We start from the raw sequence: 24685 nt of genomic DNA, 5'->3' as shown, positions 1-24685 counted from the left end.
AGGAGACCGAGTTGAACCCCGTCGCGCCGACCACCGCGCCCGCCCGGCCCGCGCCGGACGCCGCCACCCCGGTCCTCGCCCTGACCGGCGCCCAACTGGGCATCTGGCACGCGCAGCGGCTGGAACCGGACTCGCCCTACTACGTGGTCGGCGACGTGGTGGAGGTGCGCGGCGGGGAGCCGGTGGACACCGGGCTGCTCGCCGAGGCGGTCCGCGCCACCGCCGAGGAGGCCGAGACGCTGCGGCTGCGCGTGTTCGACACCCCGGACGGGCCGCGCCAGGTCGTCTCCGCCGAGCCGGTGCCGCTGCCGCGCGTGGTGGACCTGGGCGGCGAGGCCGACCCCGAGGCCGCCGCGCACGCGTTCGTGGCGGCCGAGCGGGAGCGCGTGGCGGAAGCGTGCCGGGGCATGGTCGACCGGGACCTGTTCTCGTGCACGGTGATCCGCCTGTCCGACCGGGAGGTCTGGTACACCCAGCTCGGGCACCACCTGGTCTTCGACGGCTACACCGCGGCGATGCTGGCCCGCCGCACCGCCGCCCGCTACACCGCCCTGGTCGCGGGCGCCGAGCCGCCGCCGTCGACGTTCGGCCGGTTCGCCGACCTGGTCGCGGCCGACCTGGCGTACCGGGCGAGCGGGCGCGCCGAGGAGGACCGCCGCTACTGGGTGGACCGGTTCACGCCGCTGCCCGACCTCGACGACCCCGCCGCCGCCCCGGTGGTCGACGCGCCGGGGGAGCGGACGCTGACCGCCCGCGCCGTCGTGCCGGCCGAGGAGGTGGCGCGGCTGCGCGCCGCGGCCGAGCGGGACGGGGTCACCTGGGGCGAGGCGCTCATCGCGGTCTACGCCGCGTTCCTGCACCGGGTGCTCGGGCGCACCGAGGTGGTCTTCGCGCTGCCGCTGATGTGCCGCACGGGCGTGGGCCTGCGCACGCCCGCGATGGCGGTCAACGTGCTGCCGCTGCGGGTGGCGGTGCGCGGCGACGACCGGCTGGGCGAGCTGGCCCGGCGGGTGGCCGGGGTGATGCGCGGGATGCGCGCCCACCAGCGCTACCGGGGCGAGGACCTGCCGCGCGACCTGGCCGTGCCGGGCGCGGGCGCCCTGCTGCACGGCCGGGGCATCAACCTCAAGGCGTTCGACCTGGCCCTCGACTTCGCCGGCGCGACCGGCGTGATGCGCAACGTGGCGGGCGGGCCGCCCGAGGACATGGGCCTGAGCGTGCTGCCCACGCACGACGGCGGCCTGCTGCTGGGCTTCGAGGTCGACGCCCGCACCCACGACCGGGCCGGCGTCGAGGGCAAGCTGACCGCGCTGCGCCGGCTGCTCGCCGACCTCACCGGGCCCGACGCGCCGCCGGTCGGCCGGGTGGACCTGGTCGAGCCCGCCGACCGGGACCGGCTGCTCGCGCGGTGGTCGCCCGCCGCCCCGCCCGGCACGCCGCGGGACGTGGTGTCGCTGCTGGACGACCTGGACCCGGGCGCCGTCGCCCTGGTGTGCGGGGACGACCGGCTCACGTCGGGTGAGCTGGCCGGGCGGGTGCACCGCCTGGCCCGCGCGCTGCGGGCGCGTGGCGTCGGACCGGACGACGTGGTGGCGCTCGCGCTGCCCCGCTCGACCGACCTGGTGGTGGCGCTGCTCGCGGTGCTGGACGCGGGCGCGGCCTTCCTGCCGCTCGACGTCGAGCACCCAGCCGAGCGGCTGCGCGGGCTGGTCGCCGACGCGGGCGCGAAGCTCGTCCTCGCGGTCGCCGAGACCGCCGACATCAGTCCACACGCGACACTCCTGGACGACCCGGCCGTGCGCGCCGAGGTGGCCGCCTTGAGCGGCGAGCCGCTGTCCGGTGTGGACCGGCACCCGGACCGCCTGGCCTACGTCATCCACACCTCCGGCTCGACCGGCAGGCCCAAGGGCGTGCTGGGCCGCCTGGGCGGCCTGACCGCGCTGGTGCACCACCACCGCTCGACCACCGTCGCGCGGGCGCGGGAGGCGGCGGGCCGGCGGCTGCGCGTGGCGCACACCTACTCGTTCGCCTTCGACTCCGCGCTGGACCAGCTCCTGTGGCTGCTGTGCGGGCACGAGCTGCACCTCTACGGCGCCGACCTGGCGCGTGACGCCGACGCGCTGCTGGCCGCCTACGCCCGCGACCGGATCGACGTCGTGGACACCACCCCGTCGATGGCCGCGCCGCTCGTCGACGGCGGCCTGCTGCACGGCGACCACCGGCCGGTGCTGCTCGTCCTGGGCGGCGAGGCCACCCCGCCCGCGCTGTGGCGGCGCGTCGTGGCCTCCGGCGTGGCCGCGCGCAACATGTACGGCCCCACCGAAGCCGCCGTCGACGCCACCGGCGCGACCCTGGAGGGCGACGAGCCCACCATCGGCACCCCGCTGCCCGGCACCCGCGCCTACGTGCTGGACAACGCGCTGCGCCCGGTGCCGCCCGGCGTGGCCGGCGAGCTGTACCTGGCCGGGCCGCGCCTGGCCCGCGGCTACCTCGACCGGCCCGACCTGACCGCGGAGCGGTTCGTCGCCGACCCGTTCGGCGGGCCGGGCGAGCGCATGTACCGCACCGGCGACCTGGTCCGCTGGACCGACCGCGGCCTGGCCTACCTGGGCAGGCGCGACGGCCAGGTGAAGGTCCGCGGCCACCGGGTCGAGGTGGGCGAGGTCGAGGCCGCGCTGGGCGCGGTGACCGGGGTCGTCGCGGCGGCCGCCGCCGTGCGCACCGGCACCGGCACCGCCCGGCTGGTCGGTTACGTGGTGCCCGCCGCCGGCGTGGCGCTGACGCCCGAGGCGGTGCGCGAGGAGCTGGCCGGCCGGGTGCCCGACCACCTCGTGCCCTCGGTCGTGGTGGTGCTCGACGCGCTGCCGGTCACCGTCAACGGCAAGCTGGACCGGGCCGCGCTGCCCGAGCCCCGCGCCACCGGCGGCGGCCGCGCCCCGGCCACCGGGCGGGAGCGGCTGCTGTGCGCGGTCGTCGCCGAGGTGACCGGTGCGGAGCACGTCGGCGTCGACGACGACTTCTTCGCCCTGGGCGGCGACAGCATCAGCGCGATCAGCGTCAGCAGCCGGCTGCGCGCCCACGGCCTGGACCTGCGGCCGCGCGACCTGCTGGCCCGCCGCACCCTGGCCGCCCTGGCCGCGGCGGCCCGCGAGACCACCGCCGCGGCCGAGCCGGTCGACGAGCCGACCGGGCCGGTGCCCGCGCCGCCGATCGTGCGCGCCCTGCTCGACCCGAACCCCGACCCCGCCGCCGTGGCCGGGTACGCGCAGTGGACCGCGTTGCGCGTCGACGACGACCTGGCGCTGGAAGACCTGGTGCGCGGTGTGCGCACCGTGCTCGACCACCACGACGCCCTGCGGCTGGTGGTGCTCGACGGCGGGCTGGTCGTGCGCCCGCGCGGCGCGGTGGTCCCGGACGTGCGCGAGACCTCCGGCGACGTCGCCGCGGTGGCCGGGGAGCTGGTCGCGTCGCTGGACCCGCGGGCGGGCGAGCTGGTGCGGGTGGCGCTGGTGCGCACCCCGGCCGGCGAACCGGACCGGCTCGTGGTGGTGCTGCACCACCTCGTCGTGGACGGCGTGTCGTGGCGCGTCCTGCTGCCGGACCTGCACGCCGCCTGCGCCGGTGCCGCGCTCGCCCCGGTCGGCGCCTCGTGGCGGCGGCACGCGCTGCTGCTGGCCGGGCAGGCCGGGAGCGGCGCCCGGCGCGGCGAGCTGGCGCACTGGCGGCGCGCGCTCGACACCGCCCGCCTCGGCGCCCGCCCGCTGGACCCCGCGGTGGACGTGGTGGCCACCGCCGACCGCACCACCACGACCGCCTCGCCCGAGGTGACCGCCGCGGTGCTCACCACCCTGCCCGCCGCCTACCGGGCGAGCCCGGACGAGGTGCTGCTGGCCGCGCTCGTGCTGGCGCTGCGCCGGCACGGCGTGCGCGGCGACGTCGCGGTCACCGTGGAGGGCCACGGCCGCGAGCACCCGGGCCTCGACCTGTCCCGGGCGGTCGGCTGGTTCACCACCGAGTACCCGGTGCGCGTGCCCGCCGCGGGCGACGACCTCGACCGCCTGCTGCGCGCCGCCAAGGAGGCCAAGCGGTCCACGCCCGACCACGGCGTCGGCTACGGCGTGCTGCGCCACCTCGACCCGGTGGGCCGCGCGGAGCTGTCGGCACCGCCGCCGGACGTGCTGCTGAACTACCTGGGCCGGTTCGCGCCGCTGCCCGGCACCGGCTGGCGGCTGCCCGGGGGCGACGCGTTCGCGGTCGCCGAACCGCCCGCCAAGGCCCTGGAGCAGCTGCTGGCGCTCAACTGCTTCGTGCGCGAGGACGGCGAGCCGCGCCTGGCCGTGGAGTGGACCGCCGCCCGCGAGGTGCTGCCGCCCCCGGTGGTGGCCGACCTCCAGCGCGCCTGGGGCGAGGCGCTGGAGGCGCTGGCCGCGCACGCGGCGCGCATCGGACCCGACGGCGGCGGCCTCACCCCGTCCGACCTGCCGCTGGTCGACCTCGACCAGGACGCCATCGACGCGCTGGAGCGCGCCGGCCGGGTGGCCGACGTGCTGCCCGCCACCCCGCTCCAGGTCGGCCTGGCCTTCCACACCATGGTGCGCGGCGAGCAGGACACCGACGTCTACGTGGTGCAGGCCGTGACCGCGCTGCGCGGCGCGCTCGACCCGGAGCGGATGCGCGCGGCGACCGCCGAGCTGCTGCGCCGCCACCCCGCGCTGCGCGTCCACCTGCACACCACGGCCGCCGGCGACGTCGTCCAGGTCGTGCCCGCCGACGTGCACCTGGACTGGCGGCACGTCACGCCGGCCGACGAGGACGAGCTGGCCGCGCACTGCCGCGCCGAGCTGGCGCGCCCGTTCTCCCCGACCAGGCCGCCGCTGATCCGCTTCCTGCTCTGCACCCTCGGTCCCGACGAGCACCGCCTGGTCATCACCAACCACCACGCCCTGCTCGACGGCTGGTCCATGCCCCTGGTCGGCCGCACCCTGCTGGCCACCTACGCCGAGCTGGGCGGCGGCCCGGCCGCGCCCGTCGCGCCGTCGCCGGCGGAGTACCACCGCCTGCTCGCCGAGCGCGACCCCGGCGCCGCGCTCGACGCCTGGCGCGACGCCCTGGCCGGCGTCGAGGGCACCCACCTCGCCCCGGCCGGTGCCGTGTCCACCGTGGACCGCCCGGAACGGGTGGCGGTCGGCCTCGGCGCGGAGTTCAGCGAGCGGCTGCGCGCGTTCGCCCGCGACCGCGGCATCACGCCCACCACCGTGCTCCAGACCGCCTGGGGCCTGCTGCTGGGCCGGCTCACCGGTCGGCGCGACGTGGTGTTCGGCTGCCCGGTCTCCGGCCGGCCCGCCGAGGTCGACGGCGTGGAGTCGATGATCGGCCAGCTGGGCAACACCATCCCGGTCCGGGTCCGGTACGCGCTCGCCGACACCGCCGCCGACCTGCTCGACCGGGTCCACGCCGACGCCGTGGCGCTCACCGACCACCACCACGTCGGCCTGCCCGACATCCAGCGCGCGGTCGGCGCGGGCGAGCTGTTCGACACCATGCTGGTGATGGAGAACTTCCCGCTCTCCAGCCGCCGCCGCACCACCCTCGCCCCGGGCCTGGACCTGGTCGGCGTCGACATCACCGACGCCACGCACTACCCGCTCACCGTCATCGTGATCCCCGAGGACGAGTTCGTCATCGGCCTCGGCTACCAGCCGCACGCCTTCGACGAGGCGACCGTGCGCGCCTACGGCCGCTGGCTGCGCACCCTGCTGCACGAGCTGGTCGACGACCCCGACCGGCCCGTGGCCCGGCTGCGGGCGCTCGACGACGACGAGCGGAACGCCCTGCTGGCCCTGGGCACCGGGCCGGCGCCCACCCGGCCGCGCGGCGGCTGCCTGGACGAGTTCGGCGAGTGGGTCCGCCGCACCCCCGACGCCGAGGCCGTGGTCTGCCGCGACCGCTCCCTGGGCTACGCCGAGCTGGACCGCCGGGCCAACCGCCTGGCCAACGCCCTGCTCCACCGCGGCGTGCGGCCCCAGGACCCGGTCGCGGTGCTGCTGGGCCGCGACGTGGAGATGGTGGTGGCGCTGTTCGGCGTGCTCAAGGCGGGCGCGGTGTACGTGCCGATGGACCCGGACTACCCGCGGGACCGGCTGGCCTTCATGCTCGACGACGTCGCGCCGGCCGCCGTGGTCGCGACCGGCGTGCCCGACCTGCCGGTGACCGTCCCGGTGGTCGACCCCACCGCGCCGGAGGGCCCGGCCGAGTGGGACGCCGACCCGGTCGACGCCCGCCGCGACCTCACCGCGGACTCGCTGGCCTACGTCATCTACACCTCCGGCACCACCGGCAGGCCCAAGGGCGTCGGCGTGCCGCACCGGGGCGTGCCCAGCCTGGTCTCGCTCCAGGAGGACGTGGTCGGCATCGGGGAGCGCGAGCGCTACCTGCACTTCGCCTCGACCAGCTTCGACGTGGCGTTCTGGCAGTTCATGCTGCCGCTGCTGTCCGGCGGCACCTCCGTCATCGCGCCGGAGGAGGTCCGCGTGCCCGGCGACGAGCTGCTGGACTACATCGCCGAGCACCGGGTGACCGGGGTGAACCTGCTGCCGTCGTTCCTGGCCGCGATGCCCGACGACCGCACCGTGCCGCCGGACGTGTTCTTCGTCGTGGGCGCCGAGCGCCTGGACCCCGAGCTGGCCCGCCGCTGGGGCGACCGCCGGGCGCTGTTCAACGCCTACGGACCCACCGAGGTCACCATCAACTCGGTCACCTGGCACTACGACCCGGCCGACCCGGGCCCGCTGCCGATCGGCCGGCCCGACCCGGAGGTGCGCGCCTACGTGCTCGACGCCGGCCTCCAGCCGGTCGGCGTCGGCGTCACCGGCGAGCTGTACCTGGCCGGCCCGAAGCTGGCCCGCGGCTACCTCAACCGGCCGGGCCTGACCGCGGAGCGGTTCGTGGCCGACCCGTTCGGCCCAGCCGGCGAGCGCATGTACCGCACCGGCGACCTGGTCCGCTGGCGGCCCGACGGGCAGATCGTGTTCCTGGGCCGCGCCGACCACCAGGTCAAGGTCCGCGGCTTCCGGATCGAGCTGTCCGAGATCGAGACCGTGCTGACCCGGCACCCCGACGTGCGGGCGTGCGCGGTGATCGTGCGCGAGGACCGGCCCGGCGACCGCAGGCTCGTCGGCTACGTCGTGCCCACCGACGGCGCGCGGCCGTCGCCGGAGGGGTTGCGCGAGCACCTGGCCGCGGAGCTGCCCGACCACATGGTGCCGACCGCGTTCGTGGCGCTGGACCACCTGCCGCTGGGGCCCAGCGGCAAGCTGGACCGCGCCGCCCTGCCCGCGCCCGAGGCCCGCGCCACCGCCGCCCGCGAGCCCGCCACCCGCGCGGAGGCCGTGCTGCTGGCGGTGTTCCGCGAGGTGCTGGGCGAGCACGTCAACCTCGACGACGCGTTCCTGGAGGTCGGCGGCGACAGCATCGTGTCGCTGCGGGTGGTGTCGCGGGCCCGGCGCGAGGGCTTGGGCCTGACCGCGCGCGACGTGTTCGAGGGCGGCACGGTCGCCGGGATCGCCGCGCGCTGCGGTGCCGGCGGGCCGGTGGACGAGGCGCCCGCGGTCGGCGACGCGCCGCTCACCCCGGTCATGCGGGACCTGCTGCGCCGCGGCGCGGCGGACGGCTTCTGCCAGTGGGTGGAGGTCTGCGTGCCGGCCGGTGGTGACGCCGCGCGGTGGCGGGCGGTGTTCGACGCCGTCCTGGCCCGGCACGACGTGCTGCGCGCCCACCTGGCCGACGGCGACGGCGAACCGGTCCTGCGCATCCCCGCCGAGGGCGCGGTGACGGGCGCCGACGTGCTCACCACCGCGGTGGCCGACGGCGACCCGCGCGCGGTGGTGGACGAGCACGTCGCCGCCGCCCGCGCCGCCATGGACCTGCGCACCGGGCCGCTGCTGCGCGCGGTGTGGGTGGACGCCGGCCCGAGGCCCGGCCGGCTCGTCCTGGTCGCGCACCACGTCCTGGTCGACGCGGTGTCGTGGCGGGTCCTGTTGGACGACATCGCCCACGTCCACGAGACCGGCGGCGCGCTCGTCCGCCACGGCCGCTCCTTCCTGGGCTGGGCGCGGGCGCTGCGCGAGGCCGTGCCGCACCGCCGCGCCGAGCTGCCGCACTGGGAGTGGGTCGCCGCCGCGCCGGACGTGCCGCTGTCGGACACCCCGCTCGACCCGGCCCGCGACACCGCGGCCACGGCCGTGCACCACGTGGTCGAGCTGGACCCCGCCACCACGCGGGCCGTGCTCACCACCCTGCCCGCCGCCCACCGCACCACCCCGGACACCGTCCTGCTCACCGCGCTCGCCCGCGCGGTCGGCGCGTGGCGCGGCACCGCGCCGGACCTCCTGGTCGCCCTGGAGGGCCACGGCCGCCCCGGCCACGAGCCCGACCGCTCGGGCCCGGTCGACCTGTCCCAGACGGTCGGCTGGTTCACCGCCGTGCACCCCGCGCGCGTGGTCGTGCCCGACGACGGCGCGCTGGAGGCGGTCAAGCAGCAGCTGGAGGCGGCCGGCGACGGCCTGGGCCACGGCATCCTCGGTGCCGAGGCCCCGGCGCGGCAGCCGTGGATCAGCTGGAACTACCTCGGCCGCTTCCCGGCACCGCCCGCGGTGGAGACGCCGTGGCAGGTGCCGCCGGACGCCGACCCGCTCGGCTCGGGCGGCTCCGACGACCTGCCGCTGCCGCACGCGCTGGTGGTCAACGCGCTGGCCCGGGACGAGGTGCTGGGCGTCCGGTTCACCTGGCCCGCGGCCCTGTTCGCGCCGGCCGAGGTGGAGGCGCTGGCCGGGCACCTGCGCGACGAGCTGGTCCGGCTCGCCCGCGAGGTCGCCGCCTTCGACGGCGCCGCCGACGTGCTGCCGCTGACCCCGTTGCAGGAGGTCGTGCTGCGGTACGCCGGGCCCGACGACCCCTACACCGTGCAGGCGGCGTTCACGCTGTCCGGCGCGCTCGACGTCGACGCCCTGCGCGCCGCGGGCGACGACCTGCTGCGCCGCCACCCCAACCTCGGCGCGGTGTTCCCGCCCGGCTCGGGCGTGCAGCTCGTGCCGGTCGACCCGCGCCCGGGGTTCCGCGTGCTCGACGCGCCCGACCCGGAGCGGGCCCTGGACGCGGACCTGGCCGAGCCGTTCGACCTGGCCGCCGGCCCGCCGGTCCGGCTCACCGCGCTGCGCACCGGCCCCGACCGGCACGTGGTCGTGCTGACCAGCCACCACGTGCTGTCGGACGGCTGGTCGGCGCCGCGCATCCTGACCGAGCTGTTCGCGCTCTACGCGCGGCGCGTGCACGGCGGGCCGCCGCTGCCCGAGCCCGTGCCGTTCGCCCCCCACGCGCGCCGGCTGGCCGAGCGGGACACCGCGGCCGACCTGGCGAGGTGGGGCGCGGAGCTGGCCGGCGTGGGCGAGGGCGACTACCTGGTGGGCGACCGGGCGGTCGTGATCGGCGCGGCGGAGCCGGTGCTGTTCACCGTCGGCGCCCCGCTGGTCGCCGACCTCACCCGGGCCGCGGCCCGGCGCGGGTTGACGCCCAACACGCTGGTGCAGGGCGCGTGGTCGGCGGTGCTGGCGGCCCGGTCCGGGCGGCGCGAGGTGTGCTTCGGCGCCATGGTGTCCGGTCGCGGTGCCGGGGTCCCGGGCGTGGAGGAGGTCATCGGCCTGCTGGCCAACACCGTGCCGGTGCGCGCCCGGTTCACCGGCACCGTGGCCGAGGCCCTGGCCGACCTCCAGGCGCGGCAGCAGGACCTGCTGGAGCACCACCACGTCCGGCTGGCCGACCTGGAGCGCCTGACCGGGCGGCGACGGCTGTTCGACAGCCTCGTGGTGTTCGAGAACTACCCGGTCGACCCGGCGCGGCTGCGCGAACCGGCACCGGGCCTGACCGTCACCGCGACCCGGTTCCGCGAGCGCACCCACCACCCGGTGACGCTGACCGTGGTGCCGGGGGAGGACGGCTGGCACGGCGTGCTGGGCCACCAGGCCGGGCTGTTCGGCGCCGGGGAGGCCCGGGCGCTGGCCGACGACCTGCTGCGGGTGCTGCGCGACCTGCCGGGGCGCTTCGACGACGCCGCCGAAGCGCTGCCGGAGGGGTTGTGAACCGCGCCCCCGCCACCCGACCGCCCGTGGACGCGGCGCTGTGGCGGGTCGCGTTCGTGCTCGTGCTCGGCACCTTCATGGCCACCCTGGACGGCACCATCGTCTCGGTCGGCGTGGACGCGCTGGCCGACCGGTTCGACGCGCCGGTCACCGACGTGCAGTGGGCCACCACCGCCTACCTGCTGGCCGTGGTCGCGGCGGTGCCCGCCTCGGGCTGGCTGGCGGACCGCTTCGGCGGACGCCGGACGTGGCTGGTCGCGGTGGCGGGGTTCCTGCTCGCCTCGGTGCTGTGCGCGCTGGCCTGGTCGCTGCCCAGCCTGGTGGTGTTCCGCGTGCTCCAGGGCCTGGCGGGCGGCCTGCTCCCGCCGACCGGGCAGGCCCTGCTGGCCCGGGTCGCCGGCCGGGAGCGGATCGGTCGGCTGATCAGCGTGGTGGGCGTGGTGCCGCTGCTCTCGCCGGTGCTCGGCCCGCCGGTCGGCGGCGCGCTGCTGAGCGCCGCGGACTGGCCGTGGCTGTTCTACGTCAACGTGCCGATCGGCCTGGCCGCGATCGTGCTGGCCCGGCGCTGGGTGCCCGTCGTACCGCCCGCCGAGGGGCGGGTGGCGTTCGACGTGCGCGGTGCCCTGCTGCTGTCGCCCGGCCTGGCCGTGCTGGTCTTCGGCCTGACCGGCGTCGGCGACGCCCGGCCGGTGCCGCTGGTGGCGGCGGCGGTGCTGGTGGGCCTGGGCATGCTGGTCGGCTTCGTGGTCCACGGGCTGCGCACCTCCCGCACCCCGCTGATCGACCCGCGCCTGTTCGCCCGGCCGCCGTTCGGGGTGGCGGCGCTCGCGCTGGTGGTGCTGGGCGCGTCCGTGTTCGGCACGATGTTCCTGCTGCCGCTGTACCTCCAGACCGGCGGCGGCCTGACCGCGTGGCAGGCGGGGCTGCTGCTCGCGCCGCAGGGCGTGGGCGCGGCGGCGGGCTCGGTGCTCGTCAACCGCCTGATCGACACCACCGCCCCGCGCACGCTGGTGCTGTCGGGCATCGGCCTGGTGGCCCTGGGCACGGCCCCGCTCACCCAGCTCGGCCCGGCGCTGCCGGACGCCGCGGTCGCGGTCGCGCTGCTGGTGCGCGGCCTCGGCGCGGCGATGATCGGCGCGCCGGTGATGAACACCGTCTACCGCGCCGTCGCCCCGGCGCGGCTGCCCCGCGCGGCCGGCGCCCTCAACCTGCTCAACACCGTCGGCGGCGGCATCGGCACCGCCGTGCTCGCGGTGGTCCTCCGGCAGCGGTCGGCGGTCCGCGGGCCCGACGTCGCCGCCGCGTTCGCCGACACCTTCTGGTGGGTGCTCGCCCTGGTCCTCGTCGCCGCCGCCGGCGCGACCAGGCTGCCCCGCCGCCCCCCGGTGGCCCGACCCGCACACGAGAAGGACTCCGCAGATGCCTGACCAGGACACCCTGCCCACGCCCGCCGAGGCCGGACCCCCGCTGCCCGCGCCCGTGGCGGAGGCGGTGGCGCGGCACCGCGAGTCGGTCACCGCCGTGCTCACCCGCCGCGACCCCCGGCTGCTGGTGGTGGTCGGCCCCTGCTCGGTGCACGACCCGGCCGCGGCCCTGGACTACGCGCACCTGCTCGCGGGCGCGGCCGACCGCCTGGCCGACGACCTGGTCGTGGTGCTGCGCGCCTACCTGGAGAAGCCGCGCACGGTCTCGGGCTGGACCGGCCTGCTGCCCGACCCCACCCTCGACGGCAAGGGCGACGTCGCGACCGGGGTGCGGCTGGGCCGGTCGTTCCTGCTGGAGGCGGCGGCCACCGGCCTGCCGCTGGCCTACGAGTTCGTCGACCCGCTGGTGGCCCACTACGCGGCCGACGTGGTGTCGTGGGGCGCGGTGGGCGCCCGCACGGTCGCCAGCCAGCCGCACCGCCACCTGGCGTCCTGGCTGCCCATGCCGGTCGGGATGAAGAACTGCGTGTCCGGCGACATCGGCACCGCGGTCGACGCGGTGCGCGCCGCCGGCCTGCCGCACGCGTTCCCCGGCATCGCCGCGGACGGGCGGCTGACCACGTTGCGCAGCACCGGCAACCCCGACGCGCACCTGGTCCTGCGCGGCGGCCGGAAGCCGAACCACGGCGCGGCCGACGTCGCCGCCTCCCTGGCCGCGCTGACCGCGGCGGGCCTGCCGCCCCGGGTGGTGGTCGACGCCTCGCACGGCAACAGCGGCAAGGACCACGACCGGCAGCCGGCCGTGCTGGAGGACCTGGCGGCCCAGGTCGCCGACGGCAACCGCGGGCTGGTCGGCGTGATGGTCGAGTCCTACCTGGCCGACGGCAGGCAGGACCTCGGCGCCGGCCCGCCGCGCCCGGACCTCAGCGTCACCGACGCCTGCCTGGGCTGGGAGCGCACGGTGCCGCTGCTGGAGGTCCTGGCCCGCGCCGCGCGGCGCCGCCGTTCGTCCCTTTAGGACGGTTGCGGTTCCGCTCGCGCGCCCGAGGGCGTCGACCACCGCCCGTTGGTTGCGGGGCGGGCTCGGGTCGCGGGGAGACCTGGTCGCGCCGGTGGGGCGGCGCGGTGAGGGGCGGCACGTGCTCGCGGGTGTGGCGGGACGTGGTCGGGCGGCGCCGCTTTCCACCCCGCGCGGAATCCGGGTGCGTCCGAATGCCTGTACTTCGCGGGTTTTTGCGGCACGGCGCAACGTTTTCCACTTCCATCGCGATCGTCGGGTGTGCGCCGAGGCGGGGTGGAGGTGCCCGGGTGACGAGCGGATCGGGGTCGCGGCAGGTGCCCGCCGGCCCGCACGCCCCCGCGGCGCGCGAGAGGTGGCGGGTGCGCGTCCGGCGGGGGTGGGACGGGCCGGTGCTGGGCGCGGGGGTCCTGGTGGGTCCCGAGCACGTGCTGACCTGCGCGCACGTGGTGGCCGGGGTGGAGGACCCCGTCGTCGACGCGGTGGAGGTCCCCGGCTCGCCGAGCTGCCGGGCCCGGCTGGTCGACGGGATGTGCGTACCCGAGGCGGACGGCCCGTCCGGGGACGTCGCGCTGCTCCGGCTGGACGCGCCGCGGCCCGAGGAGCACGTGGCCGTGCTGCGGCGCATGGCGGTCACCCGCGACCGGCCGGTGCACGCGCAGGGCTTCCCGCAGGGGCTGGACCACGGCGTGTGGACCAGGCTGACGCTGTTCGGGCACTCCGGGGCCGAGTGGTTGCAGATGAACCTGCGCTCCGCGACCGAGCAGCAGGTGCGCGTGGGCTACAGCGGGGCGGGCGTCACCGACGACGCGACCGGCGACGTGCTGGGCCTCGTGGTCGCCCGGTACGGCGCGGGCGAGGCGGCCCTGTCCTGGATGATCCCGGTGGACGCGATCGCCGCGCACCTGCCGGTCCTGGCCGGCCGGGTCGTCGGCGACACCGGCATCGACCCCCTCTTCACCGACGTCGCCGCGGCTCCGGCGGGTGACGTGGGGTGGGTGCTGGACTGGCTGCGCCACCGCGGTCGCGGCGCGGCCGTGCTGGTGGCGCTGGGGGAGGAACTGGCCGCGGTGCGGCAGGCGGTGGCGGCGGCCGACCGCGGGGGTGGCGTCGACCTGGCACTCGACGTGCGTGGGCGCGGCGTGGAGGAGGTGGCGCGGCGCATCGTGGACCGCGCGGGGCTGCCCACCTCGGAGGTGGAGCGGCCGAGCGAGCGGCTGCGCGCCGACGCGCCGCCCGTGACGGTCGTGCTGGACGGCGTCGACGAGGCGGAGGAGCCCGTCGCGCTGGTGGACGACGTGACCCGGGTGGTCCTCGGCGGTGGCGGCCGGATCGTGCTGGGGTTCCGGCGGGAGGGCTCGGCGGGGGCGTCCGCGGCCGCCGCGCTGGTCGCCGGGGTCGTCGGGACGCGGCTGGCGGCGCTCGCCCGGCGCGTCGACGCGCTGCCCGACGGCACGGACCTGCAACTGCGGCTCCTGGTGCTGCGCCAGGCGGCCGAGCGGGACCCGGTGCTCGCCGCCCGGTGGCTGGACGAGTTCGAGGGCGGTGTGGAGCGGGCCGAGCGGCGGGCGCGCCGGGAGCGGGCGGTGGAGGACGACCGCGGGTTGCTGGAGGCGTCGCGGGCGATGGCCAACGACGCCGGGTTGGAGGAGGACCTGGGGCTCGCCGAGCCGTACCGGCGGGCCGTGGCGGCGCTGGGGGCCGATCCCGTGGACCCCCGTGCGGTGCACGCCGCGGTCACCGCGTACCGGGACGCGGTGCGGTCGGCGCGTGAGGCGGAGCGAGGTCGCGAGGGGGAGGAGGACCGATGACCGCGTGTGCCAGAGCGGGGTGCGCCGGTTCGATCGACGAGACCGGGTACTGCGACACCTGCGACCTCCCGCCGCTGTCCACCGGGTCGTCGCCCGCCGGGTCGTCGTCTGCCGGGCGGTCCGGGGCTGCGCCCGCGGGTTCCGGTGCGGCACCGGCGGGAGCGGCGCGGTCCTCTTCGGCGCGGCCTGGGGCGGCGTCACCACCCGCCGCGGCATCACCACCCGCCGCGGGCCCGGCGCGGCGGCGGGGCGCGGGCGACGACCCCTTCCCGCTGCCCGACTTCGACTTCCCGGACCCGGAGAGCCTCGTGCTCGCCGACCCCCGCGTGCCGGACCGCGCGCGGACGTGCGCCAACGAGCGGTGCGCCGACCGGACGAGGCTCCCCGCCCAGGAGTCCGGCCACTGCCTGTCCTGCGGCACGCCGTTCTCCTTCCGGCCGAGCCTCGCGCCGGGTGACGTGGTCGAGCAGCGGTACCGGGTGTGCGGTCCGATCGCGCACGGCGGCCTGGGCTGGGTCTACCTGGCCAGGGACGGCCGGCTCAACGACCGCTACTGCGTCCTCAAGGGCCTGATCGACGCCTCCGACGCCGCGCTGACCGCGTTCGAGCTGTGGGCGCTCACCCAGCTGGACCACCCGAACATCGTCGGGGTCTACAACTTCGTCCGGCACCCGGACGCGCACACCGGCGAGGTGCGCGAGTACATCGTGATGGAGTACGTGCCGGGCCTGCCGCTCAGCGTGGTGGCCGCCGAGGCGCGGGAGGGCGGCAGCCGGTTCGGCGAACCGCTGCGGACCGAGCACGTGATCACCTGCGGGCTCCAGGTCCTGGCCGCGCTGGCGCACCTGCACGAGCGGGACGTGCTGTACTGCGACCTCAAGCCGGACAACGTGATGCTCCGGCCGGCCGACCGCAGCGATCCCGACACCCGGATCAAGCTGATCGACCTCGGCGGCGCGCGGCCCGCGGGCGACACCACCAGGCCCATGGTGATCACCCGGCGCTACCAGGTGTCGGTGGCGGAGATCTCCGCCCGCGGGCTGACCGTGGCCTCCGACGTCCACACCGCGGGGGAGACCCTGCACCGGCTGTACCGGGCGACCGCGGACCACACCGGTCGGCACGTGCCCGCCGAGGAGCACCGGCGCGAGCAGCGGCGGATCGCGGTGGGCATCGCGTCGTTCGAGCTGGTCTGCGCGCGGGCCAGGCACCCCGACCCCGAGCGCAGGTTCGCCGGGGCCGCGGACATGGCGCGGCAGCTGCGCGGGGTGCGCCGGGAGATCGCGTCCCTGCGCGACGGCCGGCCGCGGCCGGAGCCGTCGGAGGTGTTCGCGGACAGCGCCGTGCTGCTGGACGCCGGGCTGGGCGCGGTGCCGCCGCTGACCCGGTGGACCCGCGGGCCCGCGGGCGTCCCGCCGGCCGAACTGCCGCTCGACGTCGGGACGCCGACGCCCCTCGCGGTGGCGACCGGGCTGCCGACGCCCCGCCCGTTCCCCGACGACCCGGCCGCCGGCGTGCTCGCCACGGCCACCGAGGACGCGCGGCGGCTGCTCGTCCAGCTCGCGGAGGCGGGCCTGGACACCGCCGAGGCGGCGTTCGCCCGCGTCCGCGCCGGGCTGGCGGCAGGCGACCCCGCGGCCGCGGCGGCGGGGCTGGCCAGGGCCCGCGGGCTGGCCGGGCCCGCGGACTGGCGGCTGTGGTGGCACGAGGGCCTGCTGCGGCTCGCCGCGGCGGACTGCGCGGCCGCGCGGCGGCACTTCGCGGACGTGCGCGGCGCGCTGCCCGGCGAGATCGCGCCGGAGCTGGCGCTGGCCTGCTGCGCCGAGCACCTCGACGACCCGGGGGCGGCGGAGCCCTGGCACCTGGCGGTGTGGCGGCGGGACCGCTCGGTGGGCAGCGCCGTGTTCGGGCTGGTCCGGGCGCACCTGGCGCGGGGTGACCGGGCGGGCGCGGTCGCGCTGCTGGATGAGGTGCCCGAGGTCTCGCGGCACCACGACGCGGCCCGGGTCGCCGCGGTGCGGGTGCTCGTCGGCAGGCTGCCGGACGGCGCCCGCCCGAGCGGGGCGGACCTGGACGAGGCCGCCGACCGGCTGACCTCGCTCCACCTCGACGGCGGCGAGCCGACCGGGGAGTCGCGCACCCGCCTGGAGACCCTGGTGCACGAGGCCAGGTTCGGCCTGCTGCCGCCCGCCGACGCGGCGAGCCGGGCGGGGGACGGCCTGCGCGTGCTGCTGGAGGCCGACTACCGCGCGCTCGCGCGGCAGACCTCCGACCGGGGCAGGCGCTCCGACCTGGTGGACCTGGCCAACCGGCACCGCCCGTTCACCTTCCGCTGACCGCCCCGGAGGCCGGAGACCGTGGAGACCAGGGACACCGTGGAGAGCGTGGCGCACCGGACCGACTTCGACCTGCTGGTCAGCCAGAACCCGTACCTGTCGCCGGCGGACCGGGAGGTGCACGCCGCGCTCGTGGTGACGGCGCGCGGTCGGGTGGCCCCCGGCGCCGAACCCGAGGTGGCGCAGGTGATCCTGGTCGACTGCTCGGGTTCGATGTCCAAACCGGACACCAAGATGCGCGCGGCCCGGCGGGCCACCAAGGCCGCTGTCGGCGCGTTGCGCGACGGCGCGCTGTTCGCCGTGGTCGAGGGGACGGAGCGGGCCCGCCAGGTGTTCCCCGAGCGGGGCCTGGCCGTGGCCGGCCCGCGCACCCGGCGGGCCGCGGCGGACGCGGTGGACCGCCTGGCCGCCGCGGGTGGCACGGACATCGGGTCCTGGCTGGCCCTGGCGGGGCGGCTGCTGCGCGACCACCCCACCGCGGTGCGGCACGTCATCCTGCTCACCGACGGGCGGAACAGCCGGCCCGCGGCCGAGCTGGACGCGGTGCTGGCGGAGTTCGGCCCGGAGTTCACCTGCGACGCGCGCGGCATCGGCGCGGACTGGCTGCCCACCGAGCTGCTGCGCGTCGCCGAGGCGCTGCACGGCACGGCCGACGCCGTCCGCGCGCCCGCCGACCTGGTCGCGGACTTCACCGCCATGACCCGGGCCGCCATGGGCAAGCTGGTGCCGGAGCTGCGCGTGCTGGTCCGGACGACGGCCGCGAGCCGCCTGGACTTCCTGCGGCAGATCCACCCCTCCGAGGCCGACCTGCGCGGCGAGCCCGTCGACGAGCGGACCACCGCGTTCACCACCGGCTCCTGGGGCGCGGAGAGCCGCGAGTACCACCTGCGGCTCTCGGTCGACCCCGCCGCCCTGCCGCGCGACGGCGAGGTCCGCGTCGCGCGCGTCGACCTGGCGGTGCGCCCGGCGGGCGCCACCGGGTTCACCGCGGCGGGCGTCGCGCGGTCGGTGGTGGCGCACCGCACCGACGACCCGGAGCTCTCCAGTCGCACCGACGCGAGGATCGCGCACTACCGCGGGCAGGCCGAGCTGCGCCGGGCGGTGCTGGCGGGCGGCGAGGCGCACGGCCGGGGCGACCGGGGCGGTACCGAGGCGGCCTGGGGCCGCGCGGTCGCGCTGGCGACCCGGCTGGGCAACCACAGGGTGCTGGCCCGGCTGCTGCGCCTGGTCGAGGTGGTCGGCGGGCCGGAGGACGGCGTGGTCCGGGTCAGGGACGGCCTCGCCACCGAGGACCTGCTGTCCGTCGCCGTGGGGTCGACGCTGTCCGGCACCTGGTCGGAGTCGGTCGCAGGGTCGGTCACAGGGCCGGCTGCGGCGCGGTCGGGCGGGGTGATCGGCCCTGACGTGGTCGGTCTCGGGGCGACCGGTCTCGGGGCGACCGGCCCGGGAGCGACCGGCCCCGGCGTGGCCTGCCCGAGGTGCGCGCTGCGGTGGCCGACCGGTTCCGCGTACTGCGGCGGGTGCGGCGGTCCGCTCCCGGCGTGAGGCGTGCCCGCCCCCCGCGCCGTGCCGGGTGCGTCAGCGCTGGTGCGGGTCGTCGGGCAGCGGCAGCCGGTGGTGCTCCGGCAGCCCCGCGAACCACTCCTCGTTCGCCCGTTGCAGGCTGCCGTCCGCGCGCATGTCGTGGAGCACGGCGTTGACGAACCGGACCAGGTCCTCCTGCTCGCCGCTCGCCGCGATGGCCATCCGGGTCGTCACCGGGCCGTGGTAGTCCAGCAGCACCGTGCCCGGGTCCTGGTACCGGTAGCCGTGCAGGACCAGCACGTCGGAGTAGACGGCGTCGACGAACCCCCGCTGCAGCAGCATCAGGCAGTCGCCGGTGTCGTTGACCGCCACCGCGACGAGCGGCCGCTTCCGCTGCGCCAGCTGCCGGTCCCGCTCGTCGATCACCTCGTCGCTGTTCGTGGTCGACACGCCCGAGCACACCTTCTTCCCACCCAGGTCGTCCGGCCCGGCCACCCCCGTCAGGCCGGCGCGGACGAGCAGGCCGCTGTGGGTCTGCCCGTAGGGCTCGGAGAACAGCAGGCCGTACTTCTCCACCCGGCAGGGGGTCGCGCTCACCCCGGCGATCACCAGGTCGACCTCGGGGACGTCGGCCAGCGCGGTGTCGGCCCTGGCCTCGCGGTTCGCCGCGGTGTCGAGCGAGTACAGGCGCCCGCCGGTGGGCAGGCTGACCAGGCGCAGGCCCTCGTCGCCCGCCGGCACCCCCAGGGCGGCCGCGATCCGCTTGGCCAGGTCGATCTCCAGGCCGAACAGCTCGCCGGTGACCAGGTCCCGCTTGCTGCGGAACTGCCCGGTCTGGCTCACCCCGACCCGCAGCCCCCGCTCGCGGACGCGGCGGACGGCGGGGCCGTCGGGCCGCCCGTCGGGGCCCAGCGGGCCGGCGGCGGGGTCGGGGCTGTCGGCCGAGGTGGTCGAGCACGGGGGAGTGCGCTGCGGGTGCTCGTCGTACCCCGGCGGCAGCGCGGGGTTCGCCGTGCTCGACGCGGTGGGGGTGCCGCCCGGGGCGGCGGGGGCGGCGCACGCGGCCAGGCAGGCGAGTGCGGCGACGAGGGCTGCGATCCTGATCACGTGTAGTACTCCCGAATCCGGACGCCGAGGCCGAGCAGGGCCGACACGACCGCGGCGGCGATGAGCGCCGCCACGGCCGCGTCCCAGTTCGCCAGGGTCGCCTTGGCCGACCCGGTCGAGTCGGTCGCCACCGCCCGGTGCCGCTCGACCAGCTCGGTCAGCCGGGCGTCGAGCTGCTGGCCGAGGGTCTGCTCGCCGCCGGGCGCCGGGGCGGTGATCATCCGCGCCAGCTCGGTGAACCCCGGCGGCTTCGCGTCGCCCCGCGCCGTGGCCAGCAGGGGCTGGTCGTGCGCGCGCCACGCCCGCAGCGCCCCGAGGGCGACCTCGTCGCCGCCTGCCGCCACGACCCGCTCCTCCATGTCGGTGAACATCTCCGCCAGCGCGCGCACGTCGCCCGCCTTGGGGAAGATCAGGATGCGGGCCTCGGCCTCGTCCGCGTTCCGGCCGCGGTTGCGCACCTCGGCCAGCGACCCGACGACCGCCAGCTCGCGCTCGCCGACGTCGCCGCGCGCGGCCACGACGCCGACGACGGCGCCCGCGCCCAGCAGCGCGGCGGAGGTCAGCGCGGTGGCCAGCACCAGGCCGGGGTTGACCCGCCGCCGCGTCCGGCGCGTGACGAACCGCTGCGCCGCGACCAGCGCGACGAGCATCGCCACCCCGGTGACCAGCGGCGGCCACGGCACCGCGCCCGCGTCCCGCAGCGCCTGCACCACCGCCTCGCTCTGCTCGTCGTGCAGCCGCTTGGCCCTGGGCAGGATCTCGGTGCGCACCATGGACGAGGCGTTGGACAGGTACGAGGTGCCGACCGGGTGCCCCGCGTCGCTCTCCGTCCACCCGACCACCACCAGCTGGGTGTAGGGCGGCAGCAGCCCGGCCAGCTCCCGGACCTGCTCGGCGGTCCTGTCCCCGGTGTCCGCGCTCCGGGCCGAGGCGAGGTGCAGCGCCTCCGTCGCGGCGGAGACGTCCTCCAGGAAGCGCGTCCGCAGCGGGGTGCTCCGCTCGGCGTCGACCAGCACCGCGTTGAGCGAGTGGGCGTCGGCGTCGGCCATGGCGCGGTACACGTCCAGCGCCTTCGCGGTCAGCTCCGCCCGCCGGTCCGCCGCGTCGGCCACCCGGTCCTGCCGGTGGTCCAGCGCGGCCCACCCCGACGCGCCGGTGCACGCGCCCAGCACGGCGATCAGGGCGGCGAACGCCAGGAACGCGTGCTCGGTCCGCCGCACCACGGCGCCCGCCCACCGCCGAACGACCCGCACCCCCACCTCCCCGGGAAGCACGCGTGCCAACCGCCGTTTGTCGCGCGCCACGAGGATTTCGTTACGGGACAACGTTTCGAGGTGATGTGGAATGGAACCGCGCCACGACCCGGCGGTACTCCTCGACCGTCCGGGCGACCTCCTCGCGGAGCACGTCGACCGCCAACCGCCCACCGCGCACGCCCGCCGCCTCGCACGCGCTCACCCGCCCCTCCACGGGGATCACCGAGGGATCGGCCACGTGCGGGTGCGCGGCGGAGCGCACCGCGTCGTCGTACTCGTCGAGCACCCCGGCCAGTTCCTCCAGGGCCGTCAGCTCCGCCCGGCCGGTCGGCTCGGGCGGGGTCGCGGTCGCCGACCGGGCCGCCAGGTCCACGCGGAACTCCTCGGCCACCGCGGGCACCGCCGCCAGCGCGGCCCGGCGCTCCTCCTCCGCCTCGCCGGCCGCACCGGCGTCCCGCTCCAGCAGCCGCGCCAACCCGTCCCGCAGCCCGCGTTCCCGCTCGTCGAGCGGCCGCACCGGCGGCGGGAAGCCCGGCAGGCAGTGGCCGACCAGCGCGAACCCCGGCGGCGCGGACGAGCGCAGCCGGCTGATCGCGTCGACCAGGTAGGCGTGGAACCCGGCCGTGGCCCCGGCCCACTCGGCGTCGTCGGTGACGTCGTGGTGGGCGGCCAGCGCGTCGAGCACCGCGTCGGCGGCCGCGCCGGGGTCCGCGAGCGGCTGCGCCGCCAGGGCCCGGGTGAACGCGGCGAAGTCCCGCTGCCCGTGCCGCCGCGGCGTCTCACCCGGTTCGCGCCCCTGCTCCGCGATCCACCGCCACGACTGGCGGGCGGCGGTGAACACCGGCATCGCGAACAGCGGCCTGTTCCCCTCGCGCCACCGCCGGAAGTCCTCGGGGTCGTCGTCGCCGGTGAACGCGGAGCGCGCCGCGGACAGGGTCTCGGCGCTGAGCGCGCGGCGCGCGGCGGTGTCCGCGACCAGGTCCGCGAGGACCTGCCGCACGGTGCTCGGGGCGTCGGCGCCGGCCAGCCTGCCGGCGGCGTCGACGACCCGCCGCCGGGCGGCCAGGACGCCGTCCGACTCGGCCACGCGCGCCCGGCACGTCGACAGCGCGTCGGCCAGCGGCCCCAGGAGGGGGTCGGCGAGGAGCACGTCCAGCGCGGCGAGGTCGTGCGGCGGTTCCCGGACGAGCTCGGCCAACCGGCGCAGTCGCCGTCGCCCCGCGCGCTGCTCCGCGGACCAGTCGCGCACCGCGCGCAGTGAACCGGACAGCGAGCCGAGCAGCCGGTGCAGCTCCCGCTCCACGCCGGTCCACCGCTCCAGCCGCTCCCGGTTCGCCTCGTGGTGGTCGTCGACCCAGGAGCGGAGCAGGCGGTGGACGTCGTCGGCCGTGCGGTCGGCGATCGGCAGCACGTGCGCGCCGGTGTCCTCGACGTCGGTGAGCACCACCAGGCACGGCACGTGCTCGTCGACGCCCAGCCGTCGCGCGAACGGCAGGCCCCCGTCGGGGCAGGAGAACGCGAACCGCACCCGGTCGCCCGCGCGGGCGCGCAGGTCCGCGCGGTACCGCTCCGGGAGCCCGCGGCCGGCCAGTGAGCGGTCGCCGACCAGCAGCGCGCTCCACCCGAAGCGGTCGGTCACCGTCCGGGTCCGCTCGTCCAGTCGGAGGGCGTGCCGGTAGACCTCTTCGGGGTCGGGATCTCGGGAGGTCACGGCTCCGAGCGGAACAGCCGTGATCAGGTGCTGTCAAGGCGGCGGGCCGCCGGCTCGGGGGTCGGCGGGTGAGGTCGGGGTCCACCTCGACCCGGACCCGGTCCGCGACCGCCACCCGGAGTTCCGCCAACCGCTCCGCGTCGTAGCGGAGGCCGGAGGAGTTCCGCACGGTGCCGACCACTTCCAGGGGAGCTGTCGCGACGAAGATCTCGAACTCCCCGCCGTCGTCCTCGTCGTACAGGGGCGGGGACACGATCAGCGCGAGCACCCCGGACGAGTGCGCCGGGGCGTCTTCCAGCGGTTTCGCCTCCGGCATCCGGAACACCGGGTTGTCGCGGTTGTGCCTGCGCAGTTCGCGCACCAGGACTTTGGGGGGAGGCGCTGGCGGCTTCGAGGGCGGTGGTGCAGATCGTGCGCGGGGCTGCTCTCACGTCGCTGTGCACCACTCGCCGCGCCCGGCTTCCGCGTCATCCGACGCGGAAGCCGGGGGGTGCCGACCGGATGTCACCCGTTCACGAGCACGCGCCGCGGCCCCGGCCCTGGCCCCGGCCCGCCGGAATCACCCGGTGACCCCGTTGAGCAGCGCCAGGTACCCCGACCGGTAGCCGGTCGCGTTGGGGTGGAAGGACTCCACCAGCCGCAGCAGGGAGAACTGGTTGATCCACGGTGACGAGCCGCACGCGCCGTGGCCCGCGAAGTGGGTCCGGGCGTCGACGTAGCGGACGCCGGCGGCCGCGGCGCGGGCGGAGATCACCGCGTGCAGGTCGTCGGCGCCGCGGTTGAGGGCGGCGCGCTTGGTGGCGTTCATGCAGGTGCCGTTGGGCTCGACCAGGCGCGGGTAGCCGAGGACCACGACGGTCGCGTTCGGCGCGCGGGTGCGGATGGTGGCGTAGGTGGCGTCGAGCTTGGCGGGCAGGACGGTGCGGGCCTTCTCGACGCCGGCGTCGACCGCCCCGGTGCAACTGCTGTCGCTGCCGGTGACGCAGGTGATCATCGTACTGGCGAACCCGACGTCGTTGCCGCCGATGGTGATGGTGACCAGGTCGGTGCCCGCGTCGAGCGAGGCGAACTGGTCGGTCATGCTGTCGGTGGTGGCGCCGCCGCAGGCGGCGTACTTGAAGGAGGACACGGCGTGGGTGTCGGCCCACAGCTGGGCGTACCCCCTCGAACTGCGGTAGCAGCCACCGCTGTTGTACGGCGGTGCCCCGGTGCCGGAGGAGTACGAGTCGCCGAGGGCGACGTAGTCCACGGGTGCCGCGGCCTGCGCGGCGGGAGCGGTGAGCGCGACCGCCAGGGCGGCGGGCAACGCTGCACACACGACCCTGAGAAGACGTTTGCGCACGTCCAGTCCTTCCTCGAATCGCCTCGCGGAAAGGCTTCCGGTCCGCCGAAGTTACGAACGGGTACCGAGGGATCACAGGCGGTGCTACTCTCATTACCTGCGAGTAACGTCGATCGGTTGCCGGGGTGCCGACATGACCGCTCCGCGCCGCAGCGACGCCCGGCGGAACCGGGCCGCCATCATGAAGGTGGTGGGCAGCTCCGTGGTCCACGGCCTGCGGGTGCCCTCCGCGCCGCGCATCGCCCACCTGACCGGCCTCGGGCAGGCCACCGTCTACCGGCACTTCCCCGACCGCCGCAGCCTGCTGCTCGCGGTGACCGAGGAGCGGTTGGACGTGCTGCGCCGGGCCGCCAAGCGCGGCGCCGGCGACCCCGGCGCGTTCCACGCGCTGCTGCGGGCGGTGATGGTCGAGCAGGTGACGATGCGGCCGACGGTCGAGGAGCTCCGCCGCCTGCCGGCCGCCGACCGGCGGGACTGGCTGCGCCGGCTGCTCGACGCGCTGCGCGGGCCGTTCGCCCTGGCCCGGGCGGCGGGGCACCTCAGGTGCCACGTCGAGTTGGACGACGTGGCGGTGGTGCTGACCATGCTCCAGGCCGCGGTCGAGTCCGCGCCGACGCCGGACGCGGCCCGGCGCGCGATCCCCGTGCTGCTGGACGGCCTGTTCAACCGCCGCGGTCAGGAGGGCAGCGGCGAGACGTCCCCCGCGGCGATCGGCAACGCCTCCCGCGCCGCGTCGACCAGCCCGGCCTCGTCCCCCTCCGGCCGGGCCTCGGGCGCGGTGTGCCAGGCGTAGTGCGTAGTGCTCCACGGCCGCCCGCAGCGCGGCGAACGCCGGCTCGGCGCTGTCGTGCGCCCGCGGCCACACCGCGCGCAGCGCCGGTTCGGTGCGGGCCGGCCGGCGCGCAGCACCCCGGCCACCGCCTCGATGCCCGCGGCGAACAGCCGCACGGCCTCGCGGGCGATCTCCGGCCGCGTCTCGGCCTTGCGCCGCTCGGTCAGCGGCGGGCGGTACGGGCGTCCGCG

11 protein-coding genes are annotated in these 24685 nt (G+C 77.4%); 7 read left to right on the top strand and 4 right to left on the bottom strand.

Annotated elements, in window-relative coordinates; all coding sequences use genetic code 11:
- The first annotated feature begins 11 nt into the window (after positions 1–11).
- The 6 genes from EKG83_RS32855 to EKG83_RS32830 all read left to right on the top strand — a co-directional run bounded on the left by EKG83_RS32855 (position 12) and on the right by EKG83_RS32830 (position 18267).
- Positions 12–10133 carry a non-ribosomal peptide synthetase gene (locus EKG83_RS32855; protein ID WP_051766869.1) on the top strand — a complete coding sequence of 3374 codons (10122 nt, stop codon included), beginning with the start codon at positions 12–14 and terminating at the stop codon, positions 10131–10133.
- Complete coding sequence (locus EKG83_RS32850; RefSeq protein ID WP_033435048.1) at positions 10130–11560, top strand: MDR family MFS transporter; 1431 nt, start codon at positions 10130–10132, stop codon at positions 11558–11560. Before EKG83_RS32855 ends, EKG83_RS32850 begins: the two co-directional genes overlap by 4 nt.
- Complete coding sequence (locus EKG83_RS32845; RefSeq protein ID WP_033435049.1) at positions 11553–12575, top strand: 3-deoxy-7-phosphoheptulonate synthase; 1023 nt, start codon at positions 11553–11555, stop codon at positions 12573–12575. The genes EKG83_RS32850 and EKG83_RS32845 overlap by 8 nt, the downstream gene beginning before the upstream one ends.
- Positions 12576–12865: 290 nt before the next feature.
- Positions 12866–14386 (top strand): S1 family peptidase, encoded by a 1521-nt coding sequence (locus EKG83_RS32840; RefSeq protein ID WP_170191954.1) that lies wholly within the window; start codon positions 12866–12868, stop codon positions 14384–14386.
- Positions 14383–16722 (top strand): serine/threonine-protein kinase, encoded by a 2340-nt coding sequence (locus EKG83_RS32835; protein ID WP_084717091.1) that lies wholly within the window; start codon positions 14383–14385, stop codon positions 16720–16722. The genes EKG83_RS32840 and EKG83_RS32835 overlap by 4 nt, the downstream gene beginning before the upstream one ends.
- A 21-nt stretch (positions 16723–16743) precedes the next feature.
- The gene (locus EKG83_RS32830) at positions 16744–18267 is read left to right on the top strand and encodes a VWA domain-containing protein (protein ID WP_051766871.1); all 1524 of its coding nucleotides are present in this window, start codon (positions 16744–16746) and stop codon (positions 18265–18267) included.
- 33 nt (positions 18268–18300) lie between these two features.
- Here EKG83_RS32830 and EKG83_RS47195 read toward each other — a convergent pair whose 3' ends face one another.
- The 4 genes from EKG83_RS47195 to EKG83_RS32815 form a co-directional block, all read right to left on the bottom strand.
- Entirely contained in the window at positions 18301–19353 is a 1053-nt protein-coding gene (locus EKG83_RS47195; RefSeq protein ID WP_033435051.1) for a transporter substrate-binding domain-containing protein, read from the bottom strand.
- A complete protein-coding gene (locus EKG83_RS47190; RefSeq protein WP_033435052.1) occupies positions 19350–20606 on the bottom strand; it encodes a hypothetical protein in 1257 nt (418 codons plus the stop codon). The genes EKG83_RS47195 and EKG83_RS47190 overlap by 4 nt, the downstream gene beginning before the upstream one ends.
- A 61-nt stretch (positions 20607–20667) precedes the next feature.
- Complete coding sequence (locus EKG83_RS32820) at positions 20668–22320, bottom strand: hypothetical protein (RefSeq protein ID WP_033435053.1); 1653 nt, start codon at positions 22318–22320, stop codon at positions 20668–20670.
- A gap of 559 nt (positions 22321–22879) precedes the next feature.
- Positions 22880–23638, bottom strand: coding sequence for an SGNH/GDSL hydrolase family protein (locus tag EKG83_RS32815; protein WP_153278607.1), 759 nt, complete (start codon positions 23636–23638; stop codon positions 22880–22882).
- A 157-nt stretch (positions 23639–23795) separates the two neighbouring features.
- Between EKG83_RS32815 and EKG83_RS32810 the strand changes: the two genes are divergently transcribed.
- Positions 23796–24455: a TetR/AcrR family transcriptional regulator gene (locus EKG83_RS32810; RefSeq protein WP_051766872.1), complete on the top strand. Its 660-nt coding sequence runs from the start codon at positions 23796–23798 to the stop codon at positions 24453–24455.
- The last annotated feature ends 230 nt before the right edge of the window (positions 24456–24685 follow it).

Origin of the sequence: Saccharothrix syringae, assembly GCF_009498035.1 — a bacterium.
GTDB classification, from domain to species: domain Bacteria; phylum Actinomycetota; class Actinomycetes; order Mycobacteriales; family Pseudonocardiaceae; genus Actinosynnema; species Actinosynnema syringae.
The sequence above is the reverse complement of the archived record's forward strand: the minus strand, read 5'-3'. Positions and strand labels throughout refer to the sequence as shown.